Annotated in this window: 15 protein-coding genes and 7 pseudogenes; 5 read left to right on the top strand and 17 right to left on the bottom strand. The window is 59.0% G+C overall.

The genetic code is table 11. The annotated features are described in order from the left end of the window. Positions 1 to 7 precede the first annotated feature (7 nt). The 4 genes and pseudogenes from tssE to ACA068_RS31065 all read right to left on the bottom strand — a co-directional run bounded on the left by tssE (position 8) and on the right by ACA068_RS31065 (position 1,658). Positions 8 to 448 (bottom strand): type VI secretion system baseplate subunit TssE, encoded by a 441-nt coding sequence (tssE, locus tag ACA068_RS31080; protein WP_497310761.1) that lies wholly within the window; start codon positions 446 to 448, stop codon positions 8 to 10. Further along, on the bottom strand, positions 441 to 629 hold the full coding sequence (locus ACA068_RS31075) for a hypothetical protein (protein ID WP_497310868.1): 189 nt from the start codon (positions 627 to 629) through the stop codon (positions 441 to 443). Before ACA068_RS31075 ends, tssE begins: the two co-directional genes overlap by 8 nt. A 65-nt stretch (positions 630 to 694) precedes the next feature. Further along, a pseudogene (locus ACA068_RS31070) lies at positions 695 to 835 on the bottom strand (type VI secretion lipoprotein TssJ); the annotation flags it as partial. Positions 836 to 986: 151 nt separating this feature from the next. Next, complete coding sequence (locus ACA068_RS31065; protein ID WP_497310760.1) at positions 987 to 1,658, bottom strand: type VI secretion system baseplate subunit TssG; 672 nt, start codon at positions 1,656 to 1,658, stop codon at positions 987 to 989. Between ACA068_RS31065 and ACA068_RS31060 the strand changes: the two are divergent. The 4 genes and pseudogenes from ACA068_RS31060 to ACA068_RS31045 all read left to right on the top strand — a co-directional run. Then, positions 1,635 to 1,931 (top strand): annotated as a pseudogene (locus tag ACA068_RS31060) (integrase core domain-containing protein); the annotation flags it as partial. The gene ACA068_RS31065 and the pseudogene ACA068_RS31060 overlap by 24 nt on opposite strands. A 212-nt stretch (positions 1,932 to 2,143) precedes the next feature. Further along, positions 2,144 to 3,186: pseudogene (locus ACA068_RS31055) on the top strand (OmpP1/FadL family transporter); the annotation flags it as partial. 40 nt (positions 3,187 to 3,226) lie between these two features. Beyond that, positions 3,227 to 3,900 (top strand): annotated as a pseudogene (locus ACA068_RS31050) (DUF3313 domain-containing protein). Positions 3,901 to 4,003: 103 nt separating this feature from the next. Then, positions 4,004 to 9,154 carry an autotransporter outer membrane beta-barrel domain-containing protein gene (locus ACA068_RS31045; protein ID WP_497310759.1) on the top strand — a complete coding sequence of 1,717 codons (5,151 nt, stop codon included), beginning with the start codon at positions 4,004 to 4,006 and terminating at the stop codon, positions 9,152 to 9,154. Here the strand turns inward: ACA068_RS31045 and ACA068_RS31040 are convergent. Genes ACA068_RS31040 through ACA068_RS31025 form a run of 4 tightly spaced genes read right to left on the bottom strand, consistent with a single transcriptional unit; the run spans position 9,138 to position 13,180 of the window. After that, positions 9,138 to 10,766, bottom strand: coding sequence for an SH3 domain-containing protein (locus ACA068_RS31040; RefSeq protein WP_497310758.1), 1,629 nt, complete (start codon positions 10,764 to 10,766; stop codon positions 9,138 to 9,140). The two genes, ACA068_RS31045 and ACA068_RS31040, sit on opposite strands and share 17 nt — an antisense overlap. Before the next feature lie 30 nt (positions 10,767 to 10,796). Beyond that, positions 10,797 to 11,993, bottom strand: coding sequence for a DUF2345 domain-containing protein (locus tag ACA068_RS31035; RefSeq protein ID WP_497310757.1), 1,197 nt, complete (start codon positions 11,991 to 11,993; stop codon positions 10,797 to 10,799). Between the two features lie 21 nt (positions 11,994 to 12,014). Beyond that, positions 12,015 to 12,890, bottom strand: coding sequence for a type VI secretion system tip protein VgrG (vgrG, locus tag ACA068_RS31030; RefSeq protein WP_497310756.1), 876 nt, complete (start codon positions 12,888 to 12,890; stop codon positions 12,015 to 12,017). Beyond that, the gene (locus ACA068_RS31025) at positions 12,887 to 13,180 is read right to left on the bottom strand and encodes a hypothetical protein (RefSeq protein WP_497310755.1); all 294 of its coding nucleotides are present in this window, start codon (positions 13,178 to 13,180) and stop codon (positions 12,887 to 12,889) included. The genes vgrG and ACA068_RS31025 overlap by 4 nt, the downstream gene beginning before the upstream one ends. A 534-nt stretch (positions 13,181 to 13,714) precedes the next feature. Between ACA068_RS31025 and ACA068_RS31020 the strand changes: the two genes are divergently transcribed. Continuing rightward, positions 13,715 to 14,068, top strand: coding sequence for a hypothetical protein (locus tag ACA068_RS31020; protein ID WP_497310754.1), 354 nt, complete (start codon positions 13,715 to 13,717; stop codon positions 14,066 to 14,068). Positions 14,069 to 14,486: 418 nt separating this feature from the next. On the opposite strand, the gene ACA068_RS31015 is transcribed toward ACA068_RS31020, so the two are convergent. The 9 genes and pseudogenes from ACA068_RS31015 to tssL all read right to left on the bottom strand — a co-directional run bounded on the left by ACA068_RS31015 (position 14,487) and on the right by tssL (position 20,597). Continuing rightward, entirely contained in the window at positions 14,487 to 14,741 is a 255-nt protein-coding gene (locus ACA068_RS31015) for a hypothetical protein (RefSeq protein ID WP_497310753.1), read from the bottom strand. 158 nt (positions 14,742 to 14,899) lie between these two features. After that, a pseudogene (tssH, locus tag ACA068_RS31010) lies at positions 14,900 to 16,979 on the bottom strand (type VI secretion system ATPase TssH); the annotation flags it as partial. Positions 16,980 to 17,243: 264 nt separating this feature from the next. Continuing rightward, positions 17,244 to 17,549 (bottom strand): annotated as a pseudogene (locus tag ACA068_RS31005) (Clp protease N-terminal domain-containing protein); the annotation flags it as partial. A gap of 180 nt (positions 17,550 to 17,729) precedes the next feature. Then, complete coding sequence (locus ACA068_RS31000; protein ID WP_497310752.1) at positions 17,730 to 18,221, bottom strand: Hcp family type VI secretion system effector; 492 nt, start codon at positions 18,219 to 18,221, stop codon at positions 17,730 to 17,732. A gap of 37 nt (positions 18,222 to 18,258) precedes the next feature. Next, positions 18,259 to 18,702 (bottom strand): annotated as a pseudogene (locus tag ACA068_RS30995) (OmpA family protein); the annotation flags it as partial. A 123-nt stretch (positions 18,703 to 18,825) separates the two neighbouring features. Continuing rightward, the gene (locus tag ACA068_RS30990; protein ID WP_497310751.1) at positions 18,826 to 19,242 is read right to left on the bottom strand and encodes a hypothetical protein; all 417 of its coding nucleotides are present in this window, start codon (positions 19,240 to 19,242) and stop codon (positions 18,826 to 18,828) included. A gap of 33 nt (positions 19,243 to 19,275) precedes the next feature. Next, positions 19,276 to 19,497 carry a hypothetical protein gene (locus ACA068_RS30985; RefSeq protein WP_497310750.1) on the bottom strand — a complete coding sequence of 74 codons (222 nt, stop codon included), beginning with the start codon at positions 19,495 to 19,497 and terminating at the stop codon, positions 19,276 to 19,278. Positions 19,498 to 19,530: 33 nt separating this feature from the next. Next, positions 19,531 to 19,968, bottom strand: coding sequence for a hypothetical protein (locus tag ACA068_RS30980; RefSeq protein WP_497310749.1), 438 nt, complete (start codon positions 19,966 to 19,968; stop codon positions 19,531 to 19,533). Beyond that, on the bottom strand, positions 19,920 to 20,597 hold the full coding sequence (gene tssL / locus ACA068_RS30975) for a type VI secretion system protein TssL, short form (protein WP_497310866.1): 678 nt from the start codon (positions 20,595 to 20,597) through the stop codon (positions 19,920 to 19,922). The genes ACA068_RS30980 and tssL overlap by 49 nt, the downstream gene beginning before the upstream one ends. Positions 20,598 to 20,642: the final 45 nt, after the last annotated feature.

Raw genomic sequence — 20,642 nt, 5'->3', positions numbered from 1 at the left:
AGACAAACTAATGCTGGATATAGTTTTGCTGCTTTAAGTGCCGCATCAATACCCGTCCTTCGGGCATAAAGGCGGTGCCATAACGCACTAACCCCACGCCTTTAAGTTCGGCGTCAATGGCATATTCCAAATGTCCGGGGGACGTCTGTGGCAATAAAATAACCTGCAAGCTTTTTAGCCGGGGTTCATATTTGAGCAAGGTATCGGACAGTGTTGCCAGCAACGAATGAGCCGTACCGGGCATCCCCTGCAAAATCCTGCTCATGTCCGGCAGGCCATAGTCGGGCAAATGACTGAGCGTGCCGGCCCGGCAATTCAGAATCCGTTGCATGTTGTCCAGCACCGACAGAATGACCTGATTTTCTTCGCTGACCTGATGCAACTCTAAGCCGCCCGCAAAGTTGCCGGTCAGTATTTCGTAGAGCGAAGGCTGCGACATATCAGTCATCCTTCAACGGCAACAACGTCAGCGTTTGCCCTTTGAGCTCAATGTGTCGCGCTTGATCCGAATCAAGCTCCTCACGGGTCAGCACCAGCCGCCAACTGTCACTGGCCATATCGGGTGATATAAACAGTCCGGCCACCGCCACAAACTGAGTGCCGGCCTCCATCGGCATATCAATCGCCACCGTGCCACCGTGCCACCGGGTTGGATACGAATATCTTTTTCCACCAGCCAATCGTCTTTCATCGCCAGGCGATCATTGGAAAATAATGTCGAGTAATCCGTCGTATCAAACGCCTTGCGATTTTTCAGCTGGTAGACGCGTATCACCGTGGCCAAGGGTGCTTCGTCTGGATTGTTGTTGCTGGCAGGACGCGCCGCTATATTCAAGTGCGAGGTTTTGACCTGTTTAAAGAAAATCGCGTTACCGGCCCGGACCGCCCCCTCTGAAACGCTTTGCGTTAACCCTCACCCTGAAAGGGCCCAGCTCAGCCCCCAGACCAACGCTAATTGGGCGTATCCCTGACGCCCTGTCAGGGTATTAATATTTATAATCGCCATCTTCGGCCTCATAGTCATGCGGGTTATCAACAACGCCTTGATAGCGTCCTAAGCTAACGCTCACCCATTCCTGTTGATCGCGGGGTGGCGCACTGGACATCCTCTTCATCGCGGCGGTTCGTCCTAACTGCGCGCCGCCTGGTGAAACGTGGCAGGACAGTTGGGCGTCCGGCAGCAACGCGCGCGGCACCGTCAATTTCAGACGGGCATGCAAGCGAGTACCGAGGTACACATGCAGCAAGGCTAAAAAATCGGTGTGCAACTGCCCACCCGGCAACCAGTTCAAGGCTTCCTGAGGCGCAGAGGTTTTCAGCGTCACCAACACCTGGCTATTCACATCCGTGGCGCTACGGCCAAGAATGGGGTTCGACGCCAAGCGGATGGGCCGCCGGCAACTCAGGGTGGCAGGGCTCGCCAAGGGCACGCGCAAGGGATCATGCGCGGTGACGCTTGGCGCTGTTTGCGGTGCCAACAACGTCCCGAGGGCACTGATGCCTTCAGCGGTTCGGGTGGGCAGGCGCAACACCCCTAACAGCGCCAGAAAGCGTGAAACGGGCATGCCAATGTGCGCCGCGCTTCCCGGAATCCCCAGCCCCACCAGCCCCAGTAGGTATTGCGAGGTATGGTCCGTGCCGCCCAGTATGCGAGTCATTTATTTCGCCAGCGACTGTGGCGTTATCGAATGCGTCAGAGCATGAGTCGTCGGGGAAATTGCTGGGACAACGCGCCGATGGAGCGCGTGTTCCGCAGCTTGAAAACAGAATGGATACCGACCACGAGCTACAGGACTGCTCAAGAAGCCCAACGCGATATCAGTCATTTCTTGATGCATCGGTACAACTGGATTCGGCCCCATCAATTCAACGATGGACTGGCGCCAGCTCGGGCCGAAGAAAAACTTAACGTCGTGTCCGGGATTAGTTGACCACTACAATCACGCCCATGCGTCAGTTCGCCCGACTGATATTAAGCCGACTGATTTGCCAATCTTTTTCGAAGCATAGGTTTTTATGTCGCTGTTTTAACGATGACCGCATGGACAAGTTCAAATCTTGAGCAATACTCTAGCTCACAATAAAAAATCGGGTGTGCTGTTATCTGATCGATAGTGATTAAACACCATTAGAGAGGGACGCCATGCAGTCGAATAAAAGTGCACTGTCTTTTTCAGTACTTGGATTGCTGACACTCTTCTCCAGCGAGCGAGGTTTTGCAGGGGGGACTCATGTGTATGAGATCGCCACCGACAATGCAGGGCTGGCCAATGCCGGCGCAGGGGCGAGGGCGCAAGGCCCTTCTACGATCGCCAGCAACCCCGCTGGCATGAGTTATCTGAGAGGTACTCAAATCACTGCCGACGCGCAGATCTTATTTGGCAATCTTTCGTTTGAACGGGACGGTGCAACCGATACCCCAGGCACCGGCAGCGGCCATGTGCTCGACCCCATCCCCGGCGCCAGTTTTTTCATCAGTCATCAACTGGATGAGCAGTGGTCTGTCGGCTTCGGCTCCTATGGCGATTTCGGCCTTGCGGAAACTACGACAACGACTGGTCTGGACGTTACTTCGTGCAGAACGCGAGTATCGCAGGGTTGTCGTTGGTACCGAGTGTGGCTTATCGCTTCAACGAGCAATGGTCAGTGGGTGTCGGTGTGAAAGCCATGTATGGCATGCTGAAATCCGAGGCCGCCATTGATCAAACGCCTCTTGGTCTGACGGACCGTGCGGACGGGCAATACAAATACAAGGATGGCACTTGGGGTTACGGTGCCAATGTCGGCATGATCTATGCGCCGCAACCGGGCACGCGTATCGGTCTGGCCTACACCAGCCAGGTCGATCTGGACTTCGAGGATTGCTTGGATGTAAAGAGTAGCGGCTCGCTTGTGAGTCGGCTCGACGGTACCAATACCAAGATCGATCTGAAAGTACCGCAAACCGCCACCCTCAGCCTGTACCAGCAACTGGACTCGCAATGGGCATTCCTGGCTTCGGTCAACTGGCAGGGCTGGTCGGAGTTCGGTGACATCGGCCTAGACGTGGACACCTCTGCTGGCGGTGCGCGGTCGACCACCATCGATGCGCATTACAAAGACACCTATCAATTGGCCATTGGCGCGCAGTATCAAATGAACCCTGATTTGTTATGGGACTTCGGCGTCGCCTATGACACCTCGGCAGGACCACTGCGTAACACTTCAACCCAAGGAGTACCGTTACATGAACCTGTCTCATAAATGGATTATGGGTGCTGCACTGAGCAGCTTGTTACTGGCAGGTTGCGTTCCGAAGGTGACGGAGAAAGAACAGTACTCCAGCTTCCTCAAGAGCTATGACGGCTTGCAGGAAATCACGTCTCCGAGTGGGGCGACGGTGATGCGTTGGATGGCGCCGGGGTTCCAGCCGTCGGCCTATTCGACTGTGGTGTTCGAGCGTCTTGAGCTGTATCCGGCACCCAAGCCGAACGAGCGTGTGGATTTGAAAACATTGCAGGAATTGCAGGCGTACACCACTGAAAGTACCAAACAGGCGTTGTCGCAAAATTATCGGGTCGTTCCGAGTACAGGGAGGTTCGCAAAGGTGAACGTGCGCTCGTCTTACATGCGGCAATCACTGGCGTGACGGCCTCCAACGAAGGCATGAAGTGGTACGAAGTCGTGCCGGTCGCCGCAGTAGTGGGTGCTACTCAGGCCGCGACTGGACACCGTGATCAAAACACCGAGCAGTTTATCGAGGCCGATCTGGTCGACGCCAGTACCGGGGCGCCGGTGGCAAAAGCCGTGCGCAAGGTGTTTGGGGAAAATCTTAAAAACTCCAGTCAACCGATTACGGCGAATGATTTCAAGGCGGCGATCAGAGCGATGACCAGCGATCTGCAAGCGCTCCTTCAGTAAACGGTCACGGTTGTTGGAGTCGGCTCAACCTACTGCGGAGGCCGATACGAATGAGGTCACCTTCATTGAGTTCGAAATCGCTCGAAGGGGCGTGGAGCAGGAAATGATGAACTGTCGGCATCCGGAGTGTGTACTTGTTGTGCTAGGCGGGGTGGTCTTCGCGCCCCTAGCACTAGCCAACTGCATCGTGACGGCCGCGACCGCCACTTGCGACAGCAGCAATCCCAACCCTTATACGGCGACCATCGGCACGGGGCCAAGTACAGTTGCTGGCTACAGCGTGACATTAAACGGCGGCGCGACGCCAGCGCAGCTTGTCGTTGGCGACGCCAATGCGATTTCGCTGGGGGATGGGGCAACGATTACCCTCGGGCCTAATACTATTGTTCGCAATAGCCCAATAACGGCATTAGGCGGTTTCTACCCGGGGGCAACCAGCGGTTCAGGAGGCCCCAATACCATCGAATTCCGGAGCAACGCCTTCTTGACCATAGGCACTGGTGCGACGGTTCGCGCGGCAGGCTCTGCGACAACGGCGGAGGCGATCAATGCATTTGGCGATGGCAACAGGATCGTCAATCACGGGACCGTGCAAGGAGGCGCGTCGTCGGCGATCTTTTTTGATAACCAGACCATCGCCGGCGGCCGAAACGTCGTAGATAACTTTGGGATCATCATTGCGGGGTCGAACAATCAGGCGATTGGCAGCAGCGGGAATCAGGGAATCGTCTTCACCAATGAATCCGGGGCGCGGGTTCAAGGCAATCTTCAATTCAGCGGTGGCGACGACGACTTGACCTTGAATACCGGCTCGGTGCTCACCGGCCTGCTGGACGGCGGCGGCGGCATCAACAGCCTGACGCTCGGCGGGGCCGGGGCGGACAGCCTCCCGGGTGCCTTCAGGAATTTCCAAAGCCTGATCAAGAGCGGATCCGGAACTTGGACCCTGACCGGTTCGGTAAGCGACAGCGGCTCGGGCGGTCGCTTGGCCGTTGATATTCAACAGGGCACCTTGGCACTCACAGGGACCAACTCAGGATTCAACGGGAGCATCGCCGTCGAGCCGACCGGGACGCTTCAAACCCAGGCTCAAAGCCTGCCGCCGCTCATAACGAACAACGGCGCCGTCCTATTTGACCAGGCAACAGCAGGTGCCTACGCCGGGGCGATTGGCGGAACCGGAACGGTCGTCAAGGCCAACGCAGGCACATTGACCCTGACGGGCCCACAGACGTACACAGGGGGTACAACGATCTCTGCCGGCATGCTGAAACTGGGCAATGGCGGCGCAACTGGCAGCGTTCTTGGCGGCATCGTCAACAACGCAGCGCTGGCATTCAATCGGGCCGATGCGCTGACCTTCGGCGGTGTGGTCAGCGGTACCGGCTCGCTGACCCAGGCGGGCGTGGGGGGGCTGACATTGACGTCAGCTAATACCTACACCGGCACCACCCACATCAACAATGGCGTCCTGAGTGTCGCCAGCAACAGCAATCTGGGCGCCCCCGCAGCTCCGCTGGAGTTCAGTGGCGTCGCCCCGAACGGTGGACTGCTTCAACTCACGACCTCGTTCAATACCGATCGCACCGTAACGCTCACCACCGTCGGTACCATTGACACGATGGCCAACAACAACACCTTTACGAATACGCTCGTCGGCCCCGGCCGACTCATCAAGCAGGGCTCTGGCACGCTGACCCTCACAGGCAACAATACCTACGCCGGCACCACCACTATCGGCGCGGGCACCTTGGAAGTCGGCGCCGGCGCCAGCAGTGGCTTCATCGTGGGTGACGTACTCAACAGCGCGGCGCTGGTATTCAATCGCAGCGATGCTCTGAGCTATGACGGCGTCGTCAGCGGCACCGGCACGCTGATCCAGGCCGGCAGCGGCACCCTCAGCTTGACAGGCCTCAATACGTATACGGGTCTCACCAACGTCAACGCGGGCGTGCTGGCAGTGAACGGGGCGGTCGCCGGCAATACGCAGGTCAATGCGGGCGCGACGCTGCGCGGCACCGGCACGGTGGCCGGCCTGGTCACCGTCGCTGACGCAGGCCATCTGGCACCAGGCAACAGTCCGGGCACCTTCGGTACCGGTTTGCTGGTGCTCAATCCCAATTCGCAACTGGACTACGAGCTGGGCCTTCCCGGCCAAGTCGGAGGCAGTCTGAACGACCTCACCACGGTAGCCGGCAACCTCACGCTGGACGGCACTCTCAATCTGGTCAACCTCGGGGGCATGTCGCCCGGTGTCTACCGCCTGTTCAACTACGGCGGAACGCTCACCAACAACGGGCTAACGGTCGGGGGGGCGCTGCCGACGCGCTTTGTCAGTAGCGACTTCCTGGTCGAGACCGCCACACCGGGTCAGGTGAACCTGATCGCCCTTTCGGGCGGTTTCGCGCTGCAGTTCTGGGATGGGGCCAATACCAGCTCGAACAATGCGGTCGATGGCGGTACGGCGACCTGGAACACCACCACCACCAACTGGACCAGCGCATCCGGCAACGTCAATGCTCCCTGGCAGAGCGGTTTCGCCGTCTTCCAAGGCACGGCAGGCACCGTCACATTGGGCGAGAACATCGCGATCGAGGGTATGCAGTTTCGCACCAGCGGCTACACCATCGAGGGTGGTGGCTTCGCACTAGCCGGCGAGCCGGAAACCATCATCCGGGTCGATCCACTCACCGTGGCCACCATCAACGCGCCGATCGTCGATGGCGCGAATGGCCCGGCCCGGCTGGTGCGCTCCGATGCAGGCTTGTTGGTTTTGGGCGGCATCAATACCTACTCGGGTGGCACCGCGATCAATGGCGGCGCTGTGCAGGTGAGTGCCGATGCCAATCTTGGCGCAGCTGCCGGCGGGTTGAACCTGAACAACGGCACGCTGATCACCAGCGCGAGCGTTGACAGCGCGCGAGCTGTAGACCTCGGTGGCGACGGCGGCACATTCATCCCTGCGGCGGACACCACGCTGACGCTGGGAGGAGTCATCTCTGGCCCCGGTATGCTCAACAAGCTCGGCACCGGCACGCTGGTGCTCGCCGGAGCCAACAGCTACGCCGGCGGTACCTTCCTCGGCAATGGCGTACTCGCGGTGGCGAGCGATGCCAACCTCGGCGCAGCCGGCGGCGCATTGATCTTCGGCGCCGGCACACTACGACTGGACGCCGACATGAACCCTGCAGCCACCCGGGCCGTCACGCTCAATGCCTTGGGCGGGCGCATCGACACCAACGGCCACAACACCACCTTCGGCCAGACCCTCAGCGGCATCGGCGGGCTCACCAAGCTCGGTAGCGGCACCCTGGTGCTTGCGGGCCACAACCTCTACGAAGGCGGCACAACAATTAGCGCCGGCACTTTGCAGATCGGCAACGGCGACTTCACGGGCAGCGTGCTGGGCAACATTACCAACAGTGGCGCGCTGGTGTTCAATCGCAGCGGCACGCTCACGTACGACGGCGTCGTCAGCGGCGCGGGTTCGGTGGCCCAGTCGGGCCCCGGCACTGTCGTGCTCACAGCCGATCAGAGCTACACGGGGGGCACTGCCATCAACGCTGGCACCCTGCAACTCGGCGATGGTGGATCGAGCGGCAGTGTGGTGGGCAACATCGCCAACAATGGCGCCCTGATCATCAACCGCTCCGATACGCTGGTGCTTGACGGCACCATCATCGGCAGCGGCAGCGTGACGCAGGCAGGCCCGGGAACCACTACCTTCCTAGGCACGCAAAACTACAGCGGCACTACCACAGTGGCAGCCGGCACACTCAAGGCGGGCACCGCGGGCAGCTTTAGCGCCGCCTCGGCGCACGTGGTCGACAGCGGCGCCACGCTGGACACTGCAGGCTTCAACCAGGACGTAGCTGCGCTGCGTAACAGCGGCACTGTTAGCCTGCTGGGTCCCGCGTCCGGCAGCACCTTGACCGTCACCGGCGCCTATGTTGGTGATGGTGGCATCCTGCGCATGGGCACAGTACTTGGCGGCAGCGGCAGCCTGAGCGACCGTCTGGTGTTTGTAGGCCCGACCGCCAGCGCCAGCGGCAGCACCACCATCCAGATCACCAACCTGGGTGGCTTGGGCGCGCAGACCACCGGCAACGGTATCGAAGTCGTCTCTGCGCTCAACGGCGCCACCACCACTGCACAAACAACCAAGGACGCCTTCACGTTGGCCGGTGGCGGCCACGTGGACGCCGGCGCCTTCGAGTACCGGCTGTTTGCTGCCGATGCCAGCGGCACCGGCGAGAACTGGTACCTGCGCTCGGAAGCCTCGGTGACGCAGCCTTCGACGCCACCCGTAGTGACCTTCCGTACCGAGGTGCCGCTGTTCGCCGCGCTGCCCGCACAGCTACGCCAGGGCGATCTCACAATGCTGGGCAACCTGCACCGGCGCGTCGGCGACGAAGACGCCTCGGCACCAGAGCGCCGGCCCTGGGCGCGCGCGGTCTATACCGAAGTCGATGTTCGCCAGGACGGCACCGTCAACCCGCAGAGCAAGGGCCACTTGAGCGGTCTGCAGGTGGGCACTGATCTCTGGACTTCGCCCACTTGGCATACCGGCCTCTACGTCGGGTACCTCGGGGGCGGCACCGACGTGAGCGGCAACGCGCGCGGCACCTGGGCACGCGTGGGCGTTAACAATCTGCAGTCGCGCTACCTGGGCGGCTACGCCACCTGGAGCGATACCCAGGGTCGCTACGTCGATGCAGTACTGCAGGGCGCAAGCCACCGCTACAGTGTACGGCCTGACCTCGCCGCCAGTGCCTCGGGCAAGGCCAGTAGTCTGAATGCCTCCGTCGAGGTAGGACAATCCTTCCCGCTGGCCGAAAGCTGGACGATCGAGCCGCAGGCGCAACTTATTTATCAGAAGAGCGACTTCGACGACGTGCTGATTGCCGGCGCGAGGGTGCGGCAGAACACCAATGCCGGCTGGATTGCCCGTCTGGGCGTACGGGTGAAGGGCGAGATGCCCACAGCAGCGGGTCGGTTGCAGCCCTATGGGCGCTTCAACCTGTACTACGCCGGTTCGGGCAACGACGAGGCGCGCTTCGTCGGCCCGGGTGGGTTCACCGACGTGAGCAGCGCCACCGGCTACAGCGCTGCGGAGTTGGCCGGTGGGTTGACGCTGGCGCTGAACTCGCGCACCAGTCTCTACGGTGAGCTCGGTAACGTCTTCGCCATCGACGGCAATGCGAGCGTCAAGTCCTCCGTGCAAGGCTCGCTCGGTGTCAAGGTGAGCTGGTAGCGTTATGGGCATGCAGGAACGAGGCCAGACTGTTTCGAGGGGAGGTGGAGTCATAGATCACCTCGTAACCTTCCCATGACCAGGGATTGACCCAAGGGGTTACGCCCACTTCTTCCCGCACCCAACCACTAAGCAACGTATTGTCGGCTTTGTTGAGCAGACCAAAGAGACGGTACCAGTTGCAGGCCCTTCGACCGTTGGTAGCCGGCGGTGCAACTTTCTGCTCGGCCGACAAGCCATCGAGCAGGCTCTTGGGCACCAACAAGTCGGCGCCACTTAGTGGAGTGCTCTCGCTCAAGATGGGCGGATGGGTGGCACTGAAGCTGTCTTGGTGTGCCACCACGGCAGTGCCCTTGGTGAGCTTCAGCCAGGTCTTGCCATTGGCGGGCAGCCGCTGCGCCCACGTGCGACTGGCTTGGATAAAGGCCCCCACGTCATCGCCACTCAACACTTCCAGGTGCAATTTCGTTTCCGGCTGGGCCGCACGGAAGTCTTGATACAAGCCAATATGACCGATCAAGTCGCCGGCCTTGATCGCTACCGGCTGATCGAGCACGACGATACGATCCTGCGCGAGGGGCGCCTGTGCGCCTTGCAGCGATGTGTAATGCACATACTGGTTGACGCGTTCCAGCTTGCGGAATTCGCCTTCACCACTAACCGCCACTTCGGTGCCTGGCGGCAGTTTCGCAATCACTTTGCTATGGGCATTGGCTTCGGCGCGGACGTTAACCTGATCATGACTTTTGACCTGATATTGGCCTCCGGCGCTAGGTTCCAACAAGCTATAGGCGAGGTAGCCGAGTAGCGACCCCTCGGCGTTTTTCAGGAGATCCGGCCCCAACGTGTTCTCCAGCTTGCGGTAATCACCGTCGCCGCTGACGGTTACCTCCGCGCACCGTGGTAGGAAGCCAAGGACCTTGCCGCGTCGTGCTTGGTTGAGCACGTTCAAGCCCCGCTGCCCAGGGAGACCAGGGCGGACATCGTTCACCGTCACCGTCACCTTGACGTGACGAGTCGCCCCCTCGGGCCAGAAGGCTGGGCGAGCCACGGTTACATCCGCTTGATAAATCGCCCAGTCCTGTAGGTGCATGTACAGGCTGTAAAAGGTCAAACTGGGCGGTGTGTCCGGACTGCCCTCGATGGTCGGCGGCTGAAGACGATGACGTACCAGCACAAAATTGCGCGAGAATGGCTTCGGCACCGTCAGCCCGTCGATGAGGTAAGGCGTGGTCGGGGAGTGCTCGTCAATGCGGTAAGCCACCACTTCACCGTCGGCCAAGCAGTGCACGCTGGATTGATCCAGGACACCGGCAGTGCCGCTGTCAAAATGCACGCCGCCGTGCCAGAGGCCATTGCGCCCCAGCGGATAGTAGCCCGCTGCCGCTTGGGCCAATCGGGTCAACTGTAGCAGCGGGTGGCTGTCATCCTTGAAGGGATGACTCCAGCTCCTCAGCGGTTGTAGTGCGCCGGGGCTGGCCTGAGACGGCACCGAGGATTGAGGGGGTGGCACTGTCGCGGGGCGCGGCGAAATAGGGGCCGGCGGCTCAGCGAATAGTGAACTCCTGACACTGTCGAAGAGATCAAGGCCCAGAGAGAACAAGTTGGCCATGCTGTGTGTTGCTCCTGGTTTGCAAAGGGGTCAGCCAGAGAAGTCCGTAAACGCTAAGGATTTGGCGTCATGCTCGGCCAATTGAGGTAACGGCGGCATTTCCAGTCCTTGTTTGGCGGGGACTTGATGGTCGAAGTGCGCAGACTTGACGGTGTAGTCGCCCAAGGTGCCGGACTCAATCTTGTTCGGGTCCAAAGTGATGTAGGAGCCGCCGGCATTTAAGGTGATCTTTTTCTGCGCCGTGATTCTTATTTCGTCTTCGCTGCTGGTAATCACAATGGCTTTACGGGCCAGCAATTCCATCAGGTCATTCTGTGCCTGAATGGAAACTGCACCTTGGTTGGCAATCAGCTTCATGCCCATCTTGCGGACAAACAAACTGAACGCCTGTCCCACCCCGACAAACAAGTTTTTAACCACACTCACGTCGGCTTGGTTGCCAGCATTCAGTATCAGATTCTTGGCGGCGGCCAGTTGCAGATGCTCGCCACTGGTGAGGGCTACGCCTTTGGGCGCACTCAGCAGCAGAACCGCCGACTTCAGTTGCGCGATGTCTTGCCTCAACAGATTCAACTGAGCCTGGGCGTTGGCGGCTTGTGCATCGCTGGAGATGGTTTGTAGTTGTTCCCCGGCCTGCTCCAACTGATGGAGGGCGTTGGCCATGTCCAGCACTTCACCTTGTGCCCTGGGTTGGGTATCGCCGCTGATAAACAGCCCTTTGCCAGCACGGAGGACGCCCCAGGCATCGGTGCGTAACTCAAAGCCTTCGCCGCGTTTGGTTTGCCGGTTGTCAACCAGGTGCCCGAGGTTGAGCTGGCTTTTGCCGCCGTATTCGGTGCTGAGTTTTAAGTGCTCTTCGCCGCGTCGATCTTCAAATCGCAGCTTGTTATTCGCCGGTGTGCGAATGATGTTGCGAGTGTTGTTGCGCTCCGTGACGTGGTCCGGATGGCGTGAGTCGTGCAGGGCGTGGGGAATATACGGTCGGTCGGGGTCGCCTTCGTGAAAGGCAATCGCCACCTCGGTGCCCTGGATCAGCGGAAAGTGCAGGCCGTAGGTGTCGCCGCCGTAAGGTTTGGCTAGGCGCACCGGCATGCTTTCATAACCCTGTTTTTTATCCTCCAGGTCGGCATCAAACTTAACCCAGTACAGACCGTCCTTATTTTGATGGGCGTAAAGGTCGTTGTCTTTGGGGCTGGTGATTCTGGCGGTGAGGGTGCCGCTGATCACCGGGCGCGGTTTGAGCGGCGGTCACCAGCACAGGGTGTCGCTGTAGGGCACGGCGCTGAATTTGACCAGCAGCGCTTCAGCGCGGCTGGCACTCAAACGCAGGGCTGTTATGACCACCGGGGCTTGCCACACTTCAGGCAGCGAGGTGAGTAAAGCGCTGTCTCTGACCGTGAGCACTTGACCCGGTGCCAGGGCGCTGTCAGTGCTGTGGCCGCGCAGGCTAGTTTGAGGGGTGAGGAAGCGCTCATGATCCAGGCGGGCCCAGATGTTGGCCGTTTCCGCTTCTGGGGTGTATTGATCACCGGCTTCCAGGTGGCGCGGTTGGTAGTGATAGACCTCGCCGTAGGTGGTGCGTTGACCTTCGCCACGGGTCATGTAAGCGATGGCCGATTTCAGGCCGTCGTGGGCTTGGCGGTGGTTGTAGTCTTTGCTGAAGACGGATTGTTCTACCACGTGGTGACGCAGTGACAGGTTCCACACTGAGTCGGCGTGGTGGTCACTCATCCCTGCGGGGTTATGCAGTGGCAATTCCTTGCCAAATGTGTAGCAGCTTTGTCTGTCGCCAAACTGGATGACTTCGGTTTGAGTGTCGGCCTGCAAGGTGAAACTGTAAAAAATCCCCACTTCAGCCAGCAAGCGTTCAATGAAGGCGCGATCGCTTTCATTGACTTGGTTGATTTGTGCACGCTTGGGGTAGGTTTTTTTCAGCTTAAACTCAAACTCCCAGCCCTTGAAGTTGTGCTCACGCAGGATTTGCTCCACCACATCCGGCACGGACTGGTTCAGAAAGAACCGATACGAACGTTGCTGATTTCCCAGCAACGAAAAAAACGGCCCCAGAATGATTTGGTAGTGGGCTTCATCCACCGAGCCCGACAGGCGTTTGAAGTCAGTCACCACAGGTGCACCACTTTGTGCACCTGTGGTGGGGTGACGATGCCCAGCACTGTTTGCCCCAGGGTTTGCATAGTCAGCGTGGTGCTGCGCCGCAGTATTTGCTGGAGGCTGATGTCTTTGTGGGTGCTGGTGAAGGCAATGCGGTAGCGATAGCTCTGGCTCAAGCCTTCTCGGCCGGAAAAAGACTCCACATCCAGGTGCGCCTCACAGCCTTGCACGTCCAGCTTATAGCGGTTCAAGGTGCCCAATACGGCCTTCGCCGCGCCGGTTAACGAACTTAACACCGTCATGCTTTAGGCTCCCACAACGTCAAGAGAGCGGCCAATTGCCGTACCAGATCAGGCCGCTCGCTGAGTCGTTCGAGGAAACTGGAATCCGGCTCTCCGAGCGACTCTTGGCTGGGGACGGCGACCTCCTGGACGTCGTGCTGACGGCCCAAAAGGGTCGGTGCCGATGGTGCGTGGTTAGTCGGAGCGGGCATACGCTTGTCCTTAAGCTGAAGGGCGGCGTGAAAAAAACGCCGGGGCGGCTCTAACTCGGCGTAGGGCAAGCCGAAGAGCATGAGCCTCAGCAGGCTAACCACTCATCGCACAGCAGGCTGTAGGACGATTCTGAAAGTAGCGTGAGCGAGTTAAAAATAGCGCCGAAGTGGGGCAGTGAATTACACTCATACCGAGCGCAAGTATCGAGCGGTTGTCTGCTCTGATAGCCCACGAGTGACCCATAAGTTAAATCGGCAGACACTCGGCCAGGGCGCAGCCCATCAGCCCCCTGGCCACAGGTGTGATGCACTGAGCGCCGCTGACTTGAACGGGAGCCTCTCCATGCCGTTACCCGACACAAACGCCTATCGCCTGCAGTTGGAAGCCCTGCGTGCCCGGTCCCCGGCCTGCGCGGAACTGGGTGGGCGTATCGGCAGCGCCTTGCGGCCTGAAGTCCTGATCCAGACGTCCGCGACTTTGGCAGGGGACATGCTCACGCACCTGCGCGCGCTTGGCCTGCAGCGGGCCGGCAGTGTCACGCGTCTGGGCGTGTGGCTGTACAGCATGGTCGTGCTCAGGGCGTTGTCGCACACCGAGGCCGCAACGTTTCTGGTCGACGCGTCCGCTTTGGGTGGACCTTGCGGAATAACGCGGGCAAAAGTGCCCGCGCGCGTAACGATAGTACCGATGAGGTAGAGGGGCGAAGTGGGCGCCGACGGGGTTTTTTTGCTCAAGGGGGCGCACTGAAGCCTATGCACGGAAACACAACAGTTCAGCCATGGCGAATATCATCACCCCCCAGGCCAGGACCAGAAGTAGCAACTTGCACAAATTAAAAGACCTTTTCGGTGTTCATGCCTGTGAAGGCGTGTAGTTCATGAGAAGTCTGATCGGGCTCCAGTATCCCTTTCCGACTCGCCGTGGGTTTGATCCTGGACACTCCTGGGACAGTCGCCTTGTTTGTAATCGTTGTTGCGTCAATCGGAAACGGTCACGTTCTTGGCTTTACGCTTATAGGCGGGAATACCGCTTTGTCTGCGCCGCTTCTAAACCGCTACCGACGTCACCCAAGCCCTATCGGCTATTTCCGCATCACTCAACTTGCCGAGCAGCTTCAAAAAGGGCTCCAGCGGGGCAAGCGTATGGCTTTCCAGGACGCGATGCCCAATTCGTTACGGCGACGGGTGATAGCATTTTTTGAAACCCCGGCCAGGCCTGCAATAAACCGGTCGGAGACGGCCCCCAGCAAGTAGTCAAAATCGGCAAGGGCTGAAGTTGTTGAATAGGCCGGGATTTTCAGTTTGTTTCGCCGCTTCATCACGGTGCTGGGGGTGACTCCGGCGATCTCGGCAATATGCTTGTCCGACATTTGCCGAGTAGAGCGTCATCTCCGCCCCAACCCACCGCTGTTCTTTTCTGCATGCTCTGTGCCGGCCTAATGCTGAAGATATAATAGTAGGCGTGTGTGCTTCAAACGCTCCGCCGATCAGGTGTTTAACTAGGTTTTTTGGCGATGCCAGCCCCGGCTTAGGCAGCCGAAAACTCCAGGGTAATGTCGGATTGCTCGTCATAGCCGAGGGTGAGTAACTGCGTTTTTTGTTGCTGTGCCTGACGCTGTAGCAGTTGCTGGCTAAGGACCGGCAGGATTTGCTGATTCAGTAGACTGTCGATGTTGCGTGCGCCGGTATCGGGCAGCAGGCAGGCACTGACAAGCGTGTCGTACAGGCTGGCGTCAATGCTGCAACTGAGGTTGTAGTGGGTCCGCAGACGGCGAGCGACCTGGGCCAGTTTCATCTCGACGATGGTTCTGAGCGCGGTGGCATTGAGTGGGCGATAGATCAGCGTTTGGAAGCGGGCCAACAAGGCTGGCTGGAAGTGATCGCGCAAAAACGGGCGCAAGCACTCTTGTAAGGTGGCGTTGGGGGCCTCTGGTTGCTCGCTGAGCAACTGCATCAGCTCATCGCTGCCCAGATTGGACGTCATCAAGATCACGGTGTTGCGAAAATCGATTTCGCGCCCTTCGCCGTCACGCATCACGCCGCGATCAAAGACCTGGTAAAACAGGTTGATGAGGTCACGATGCGCTTTTTCAACTTCATCGAGCAGCACGACGCTGTAAGGGCGTTTACGGACGGCTTCTGTCAGCACGCCACCTTGGCCGTAGCCCACGTAACCCGGTGGTGAGCCTTTGAGTTGGGAAACGGTGTGGGCTTCCTGGTATTCCGACAGGTTGATGGTGATCAGTGATTTTTCACCGCCGAACAGGCTGTCCACCAAGGCCAGTGCGGTTTCGGTTTTACCGACGCCGCTCGGGCCTACTAGCAGGAATACGCCCAGCGGGCCGTGCTCCGAGGTCAATCCCGTTTTAGCGGCGCGCAGACGCTGCGCCATATCGGCCAAGGCCGGGTCTTGCCCCACCACGCGCTCGCCCAGATGATGCTCCAGTTGCAGCAGGTCGGTTTGCTCATCTTTAAGCAAGCTGGCCAAGGGAACGCCCGTCTAGTCGGCGATCACGTTAGCCACGGTGCGAACGTCCACATCCAATGACAGCAACGGCGCATGACCTTGTACCTCGCTCAGTTGCTGGTGCAGTCTGGCGCTGTCCGCTGCATGACCCGCCCCCTGACGCAGGGCCAGGAGTTGCTGGGTGAGCTGCTTTTCCTGCTGGTATTGTTGTTTCAGTTGCTGGTATTGCTGAGATAGTTGCTCGCCACGCGTAGCGATTTGCGCCAGGCGCTCAGTTGGCTGAATTTGGCCGAGTGCACTGTCCTCCAGCAAGGCTTGCTGTTCCATCTGCAAAGACGCTTGCTCAGCACTGACCTGCATCAATGGCTCGGGCAAGGTGTCCAAACTCATGCGCACACGCGCACTGGCGGTATCCAACAAATCAACGGCTTTGTCCGGCAGTTGGCGGCCCGTAATGTAACGGCGCGAAAGAGTGACGGCGGCTTTCACCGCTTCATCGGTGATATGCACGCCAGTGGTGGTGGGCGTAACGTGACTTGAGCCCACGCAGCATCAAGCAGGCCGCCTCGTCGTCAGGTTCATCAACTTTGACCATCTGAAAGCGACGCTCAAGGGCGGCATCACGCTCAAAATACTGTTTGTATTCCGACCAGTTGGTGGCGGCAATCGTGCGCAACTCACCACGGGCCAACGCCGGTTTCAGCAGATTGGCCGCGTCGGCGCCGCCGGCCTGATTCCCCGCCCCAATAATGGTGTGGGCTTCGTCAATAAACAGCAGTATGGGGGTAGGCGATAGCTGCACCGCATCAATGACGTTTTTTAAGCGCTGTTCAAACTCACCTTTTACCCCGGCTCCCGCCTGCAACAGACCCAGGTCCAGGGTGCGCACGCTCACGGTTTTTAAGCTGTCCGGCACGTTGCCTTCGGCAATGCGCAGGGCCAGACCTTCGACCAGCGCGGTTTTACCCACACCCGGCTCACCCACCAAAATGGGGTTGTTTTTACGGCGGCGAGAAAGGATATCCACCATCTGACGGATTTCGCTGTCACGGCCAAAGACCGGGTCAATCTGCTGGGCCCGAGCCTTGGCGGTGACGTCCAGGGTGAATTTATCCAGCGCGGCCTGCAGGGCTTCATTCAGAGCGTGGCTCGAGACACCGACGTCGGTACGCGTTTCAGGCTGGACGCCGTCGCTCAGTGTTGAGATAGGCCGGTTGAGACTGGCCTGTTGTTGCTGTTCAGGGCGCTCGTCGGACTGGGCATCGAGCAACGGCATTAAGCGTGTGATTTGGGTTTCGCTCACGCTTAACAGCGGCCACACCCCCTCACAATGCAGCAGACCTGGCTGGGCAATCACGGCCTGCAACCAATGCACGCTGCGTATGGAGTCGTCACCTTGTAACGAGGCCACCAGCCAGGCCGCTTTCATCAGCGCTTGCACGCTCTCGGACAGCTTTGGCCGCGTATGCACCGAGCGCGGCAGGTTATCCAGGTCGGTCAGCAGTGATTGCCAAAGACCGTCCAGGTCCCACTCATAGCGACGGGCCAACACCGTAATATCTCCCTCGCCTTGCTCCAGTAGTTTGAGCAACCAATGTTCAAGGGTGATTTCAGCGTGAGCGCGGGTTTGGCATAACGTGGCTGCCGCTTCCAGCGCCTGTGCGCAATAAGGATTTAAACGGCGCAGTAAAGCGGCTGACTGATGTTCCATGCTGAATTCCTACTGGAGTACGCGAGTGCCCATGATCATTTTTTGGTATCGAAAACGAAGCGCGATGGGGCGATGCATAAAGCGAGTCATGATGTTTGCTGAACAAGCCGCCCTCGGGCTTGCTCAGCAAACGTCACGCCAATGGAAACAGCAGACGGCCACGCCGTCTGCTGCGTGTCATTACGCCGTGGCGCGTTCGTTCCAGGAGTCGGAGTGAACGATGTTGCCGTCTTTGTAAGTCCAGGTGATTTTTTCGTAGCGCAGTTCCACCAGTTCCAGATGGTTGTGCTTCTCCATCGCCGGGTTTTTCACGTCGTGCATTTTGGGCGCCACTTTCACCACTTTTACGTTTTCCAGCTTGGTGTTGAAGTACTCTTTTTCCTGACCCGCGTCGTCAATTTTGTACCACTTGAACTCAGCCGATTTCAGGGTCTGGCCGGTGGTGACCGCCTTGTACAGGTAAGGACTGGACGCATCGATTTCTTTGGTGAAGACAAAGGGGGTGTGAATGCGCGTACCGGTGAGCTGGCCGGTGTTGCTGTCGGTAGGGATGTACAGCGCGTGGTCCATTGCCACCACTTCGATGCTGCCTTCACGGCTTTGCACATCAACGGAACCTTTAATGTCAGCGCCGCCGTCGTCTTTGATCCACAGGTATACTGGAATTGCCATGTGTCACTTCTCCATGCGTGGGATAAACGCGTCGCTCTCAGAAGGCGAAGCGGGTGTTGTGGATGAGGACTTCGCCCTCGACGGGTAAAGCGAGTCGGATCGTCTGAGCACCTCGGGCTTGGCAGGCATCGGCTTGGGGCACCAGGCTGATTTCGACTCGGCGATTGGCCGCACGCCCTTGCGGGGTGCCATTGCTGGCAATGGGGTGGGTCGCGCCATAGCCTTGGACGGCGAAGCAGGTCGGCGATACGTCACTGGTCGACAACATCCAATCGCGCAGCGCTTCGGCGCGTTTCAGCGACAGACTCTGGTTGTCCTGGGCGTTGCCGGTGCTGTCGGTATGACCGGCGACCACAATCAACCAACCGGGCTTGGCCTTGATGTTGATCAGGGCCGTCACCAGCACTTTGGTGGAGTCCGGTTTGAGCTGGGATTTGCCCACATCAAACAACGAGAGACTGTCCAGGCGGACGGTCTGAACGAGCGGCTTAACCGGCGGAGCCCAATCACTGAGTGCTCGCTCGACGGAAAGCTGAAGCATCATCCCCTGATACAGCCCTAAGCCCATGGCTATCGGCGCACCTTCGCGCTGATAGACGGCCAGTTACTGTTGATCGCTGCGCAGCTGTTGTTGGGCGCGTACTTTGGGCTCAGGTGGTTGACCATCCAGTTGATGGTAAAGCGCCAAGTCCTGAACCACAGTCTCAATAAAACGACAATTATTGGTTGAGCTGCAAAGCATAGCGACGACCAGAAACACCGCGACGATGGCCGCCGTGGCACTGCAAAACTGCTGGGCCGGCGTGAAGGCCTGACGTCCCGGCAGGAGCGTTAATAGACAATCCGGAAAAGGCAATGCCGAGGCGGCGCTGTGGATCGGGGGCGACAGAGTGGTTCGCCCGCCGGCAGCGGACTGCCAGAGGTTGTGGCTGAAACCATTGAGCGAGGAGAAGTTCACCGCCACCGCGATGATGGGCAGCACGGGCAAGCCGGGCTGAACGCTGCTCAGTTCCGCGATCACGGCCTGGTTCCGCCAGGGCAAAAAGACCTCCAATCAGGCGATTTGGCGGGTGCGCTGCGACTCAACGCCCCGTTCGCTGTGTTGGCCCCAGAGCGACAAGGTCGCACAACGCCCTTCACTGTCACGCACCATCATGCCGTGGTCACCCGCGATATGGGTAAACCACACCGGCGAAGATGGCGTGCCTATGGCATTCAGATAGCTGCACAAGAGTACCCGTGGCGTGGACGGTAGCCAGCGGCGACATTGCGACATATGGGAGCGCCACAGGTGCAATGAGCCGCGCAGTTAGGCTTCGTCTTGATGATATTCAGGCGACACACAGAGCATCATGGACATCTGGCTTAACAGCGCCGGCGAGGTGCCCGCAATCCATTGCACGGTTAAGGCAAAATCCTCTGGCGTGGGGGTGTTGATGTACCAACCATGATGCGTTTCTCGTCCGGCGTTCTTATCCGTAAAGAGTTGCGCTGTGTCACCGCAGACGAGGATGAGCGCGCCGGTAAAACCCTCAGGCGGCAACGCTAATGCAAGCCCAGGCGCCATCTGCCCGATCAACGAATGGGATTGCCGGATCAAGTACCCACAGCCCCCGGCCACCAACAGCAGGATGAGTACTGAAAGCAGGACGCGGCTTTGCAGGTAGAGGGGCAAAAAAACCCACACGAGTACCGCCGCTAAGACACCGAATATAAGCCACAGCAGATATTTTGCGAACGTGCGCATTCGTGACCCTTATGGCAGTACTTGGTGAACGAATAGACGCAGGTAGAATTCAGCCACCACCACAAACTGGCGAGCAAGGCGCCACCCAGCACCCACCACGGCCAAACAGCGCGGCGGCCTCGACGAGCGCGACCTGCTGCCACTACCACTGGGGTTTCTTGGGTTAGGCTAAAGGGCGGAACATGGCTGGCCAATGTGGCTCGCATGCCTTCACGCTGCTCATCGTCTTGCTCGCGGTAACGTCCACCAAAGCCCAGTAACAGGACCCGGTGAAAACAGGTCAGTACCGTCATATCAGGTGTCGGCTCATGCAGTACTGTGCGAATGCGATCCCATAACTGCTCACCCGCCTCCAGCGTATTGAAGTACTTGGCTTGCAAAGGGGATTTGAGCCATTGCCGATAACCTTCATCTTGCGCTTGGCCCTGACGGTTCATGACACTCTCATCGAGCAAGGCACATTGCGCATAGAGCATGTGCTCGATGGAGGCTGGTGATACGTCCAGGTCCTCCAGTTGCTCACGCGCGCGCTCAACTTGTGCGCAGGCCTTGCGGTACAAGCTTTTGCCATCCTCCACCAGAGTCGCATTACGCAGCTGGCAGACCGTCAGCCAGGTATCCGCAAAAATGCGATCGACGACGACGGGTTGTTTTTTCTAGCGTTCAATGTGAAT

Source organism: Pseudomonas sp. LBUM1660 (genome assembly GCF_059695935.1).
The sequence above is the reverse complement of the archived record's forward strand: the minus strand, read 5'-3'. Positions and strand labels throughout refer to the sequence as shown.

Excerpts from the sequence above, each read along its gene's own strand:
- tssE (WP_497310761.1), bottom strand. The coding sequence starts at position 448 with ATGACTGATATGTCGCAGCCTTCGCTCTACGAAATACTGACCGGCAAC.
- ACA068_RS31065 (WP_497310760.1), bottom strand. The coding sequence starts at position 1,658 with ATGACTCGCATACTGGGCGGCACGGACCATACCTCGCAATACCTACTG.
- ACA068_RS31045 (WP_497310759.1), top strand. The coding sequence starts at position 4,004 with ATGATGAACTGTCGGCATCCGGAGTGTGTACTTGTTGTGCTAGGCGGG.
- ACA068_RS31040 (WP_497310758.1), bottom strand. The coding sequence starts at position 10,766 with ATGGCCAACTTGTTCTCTCTGGGCCTTGATCTCTTCGACAGTGTCAGG.
- ACA068_RS31025 (WP_497310755.1), bottom strand. The coding sequence starts at position 13,180 with ATGACGGTGTTAAGTTCGTTAACCGGCGCGGCGAAGGCCGTATTGGGC.
- ACA068_RS31020 (WP_497310754.1), top strand. The coding sequence starts at position 13,715 with ATGCCGTTACCCGACACAAACGCCTATCGCCTGCAGTTGGAAGCCCTG.
- ACA068_RS31015 (WP_497310753.1), bottom strand. The coding sequence starts at position 14,741 with ATGTCGGACAAGCATATTGCCGAGATCGCCGGAGTCACCCCCAGCACC.
- ACA068_RS31000 (WP_497310752.1), bottom strand. The coding sequence starts at position 18,221 with ATGGCAATTCCAGTATACCTGTGGATCAAAGACGACGGCGGCGCTGAC.
- ACA068_RS30985 (WP_497310750.1), bottom strand. The coding sequence starts at position 19,497 with ATGTCGCAATGTCGCCGCTGGCTACCGTCCACGCCACGGGTACTCTTG.
- ACA068_RS30980 (WP_497310749.1), bottom strand. The coding sequence starts at position 19,968 with ATGCGCACGTTCGCAAAATATCTGCTGTGGCTTATATTCGGTGTCTTA.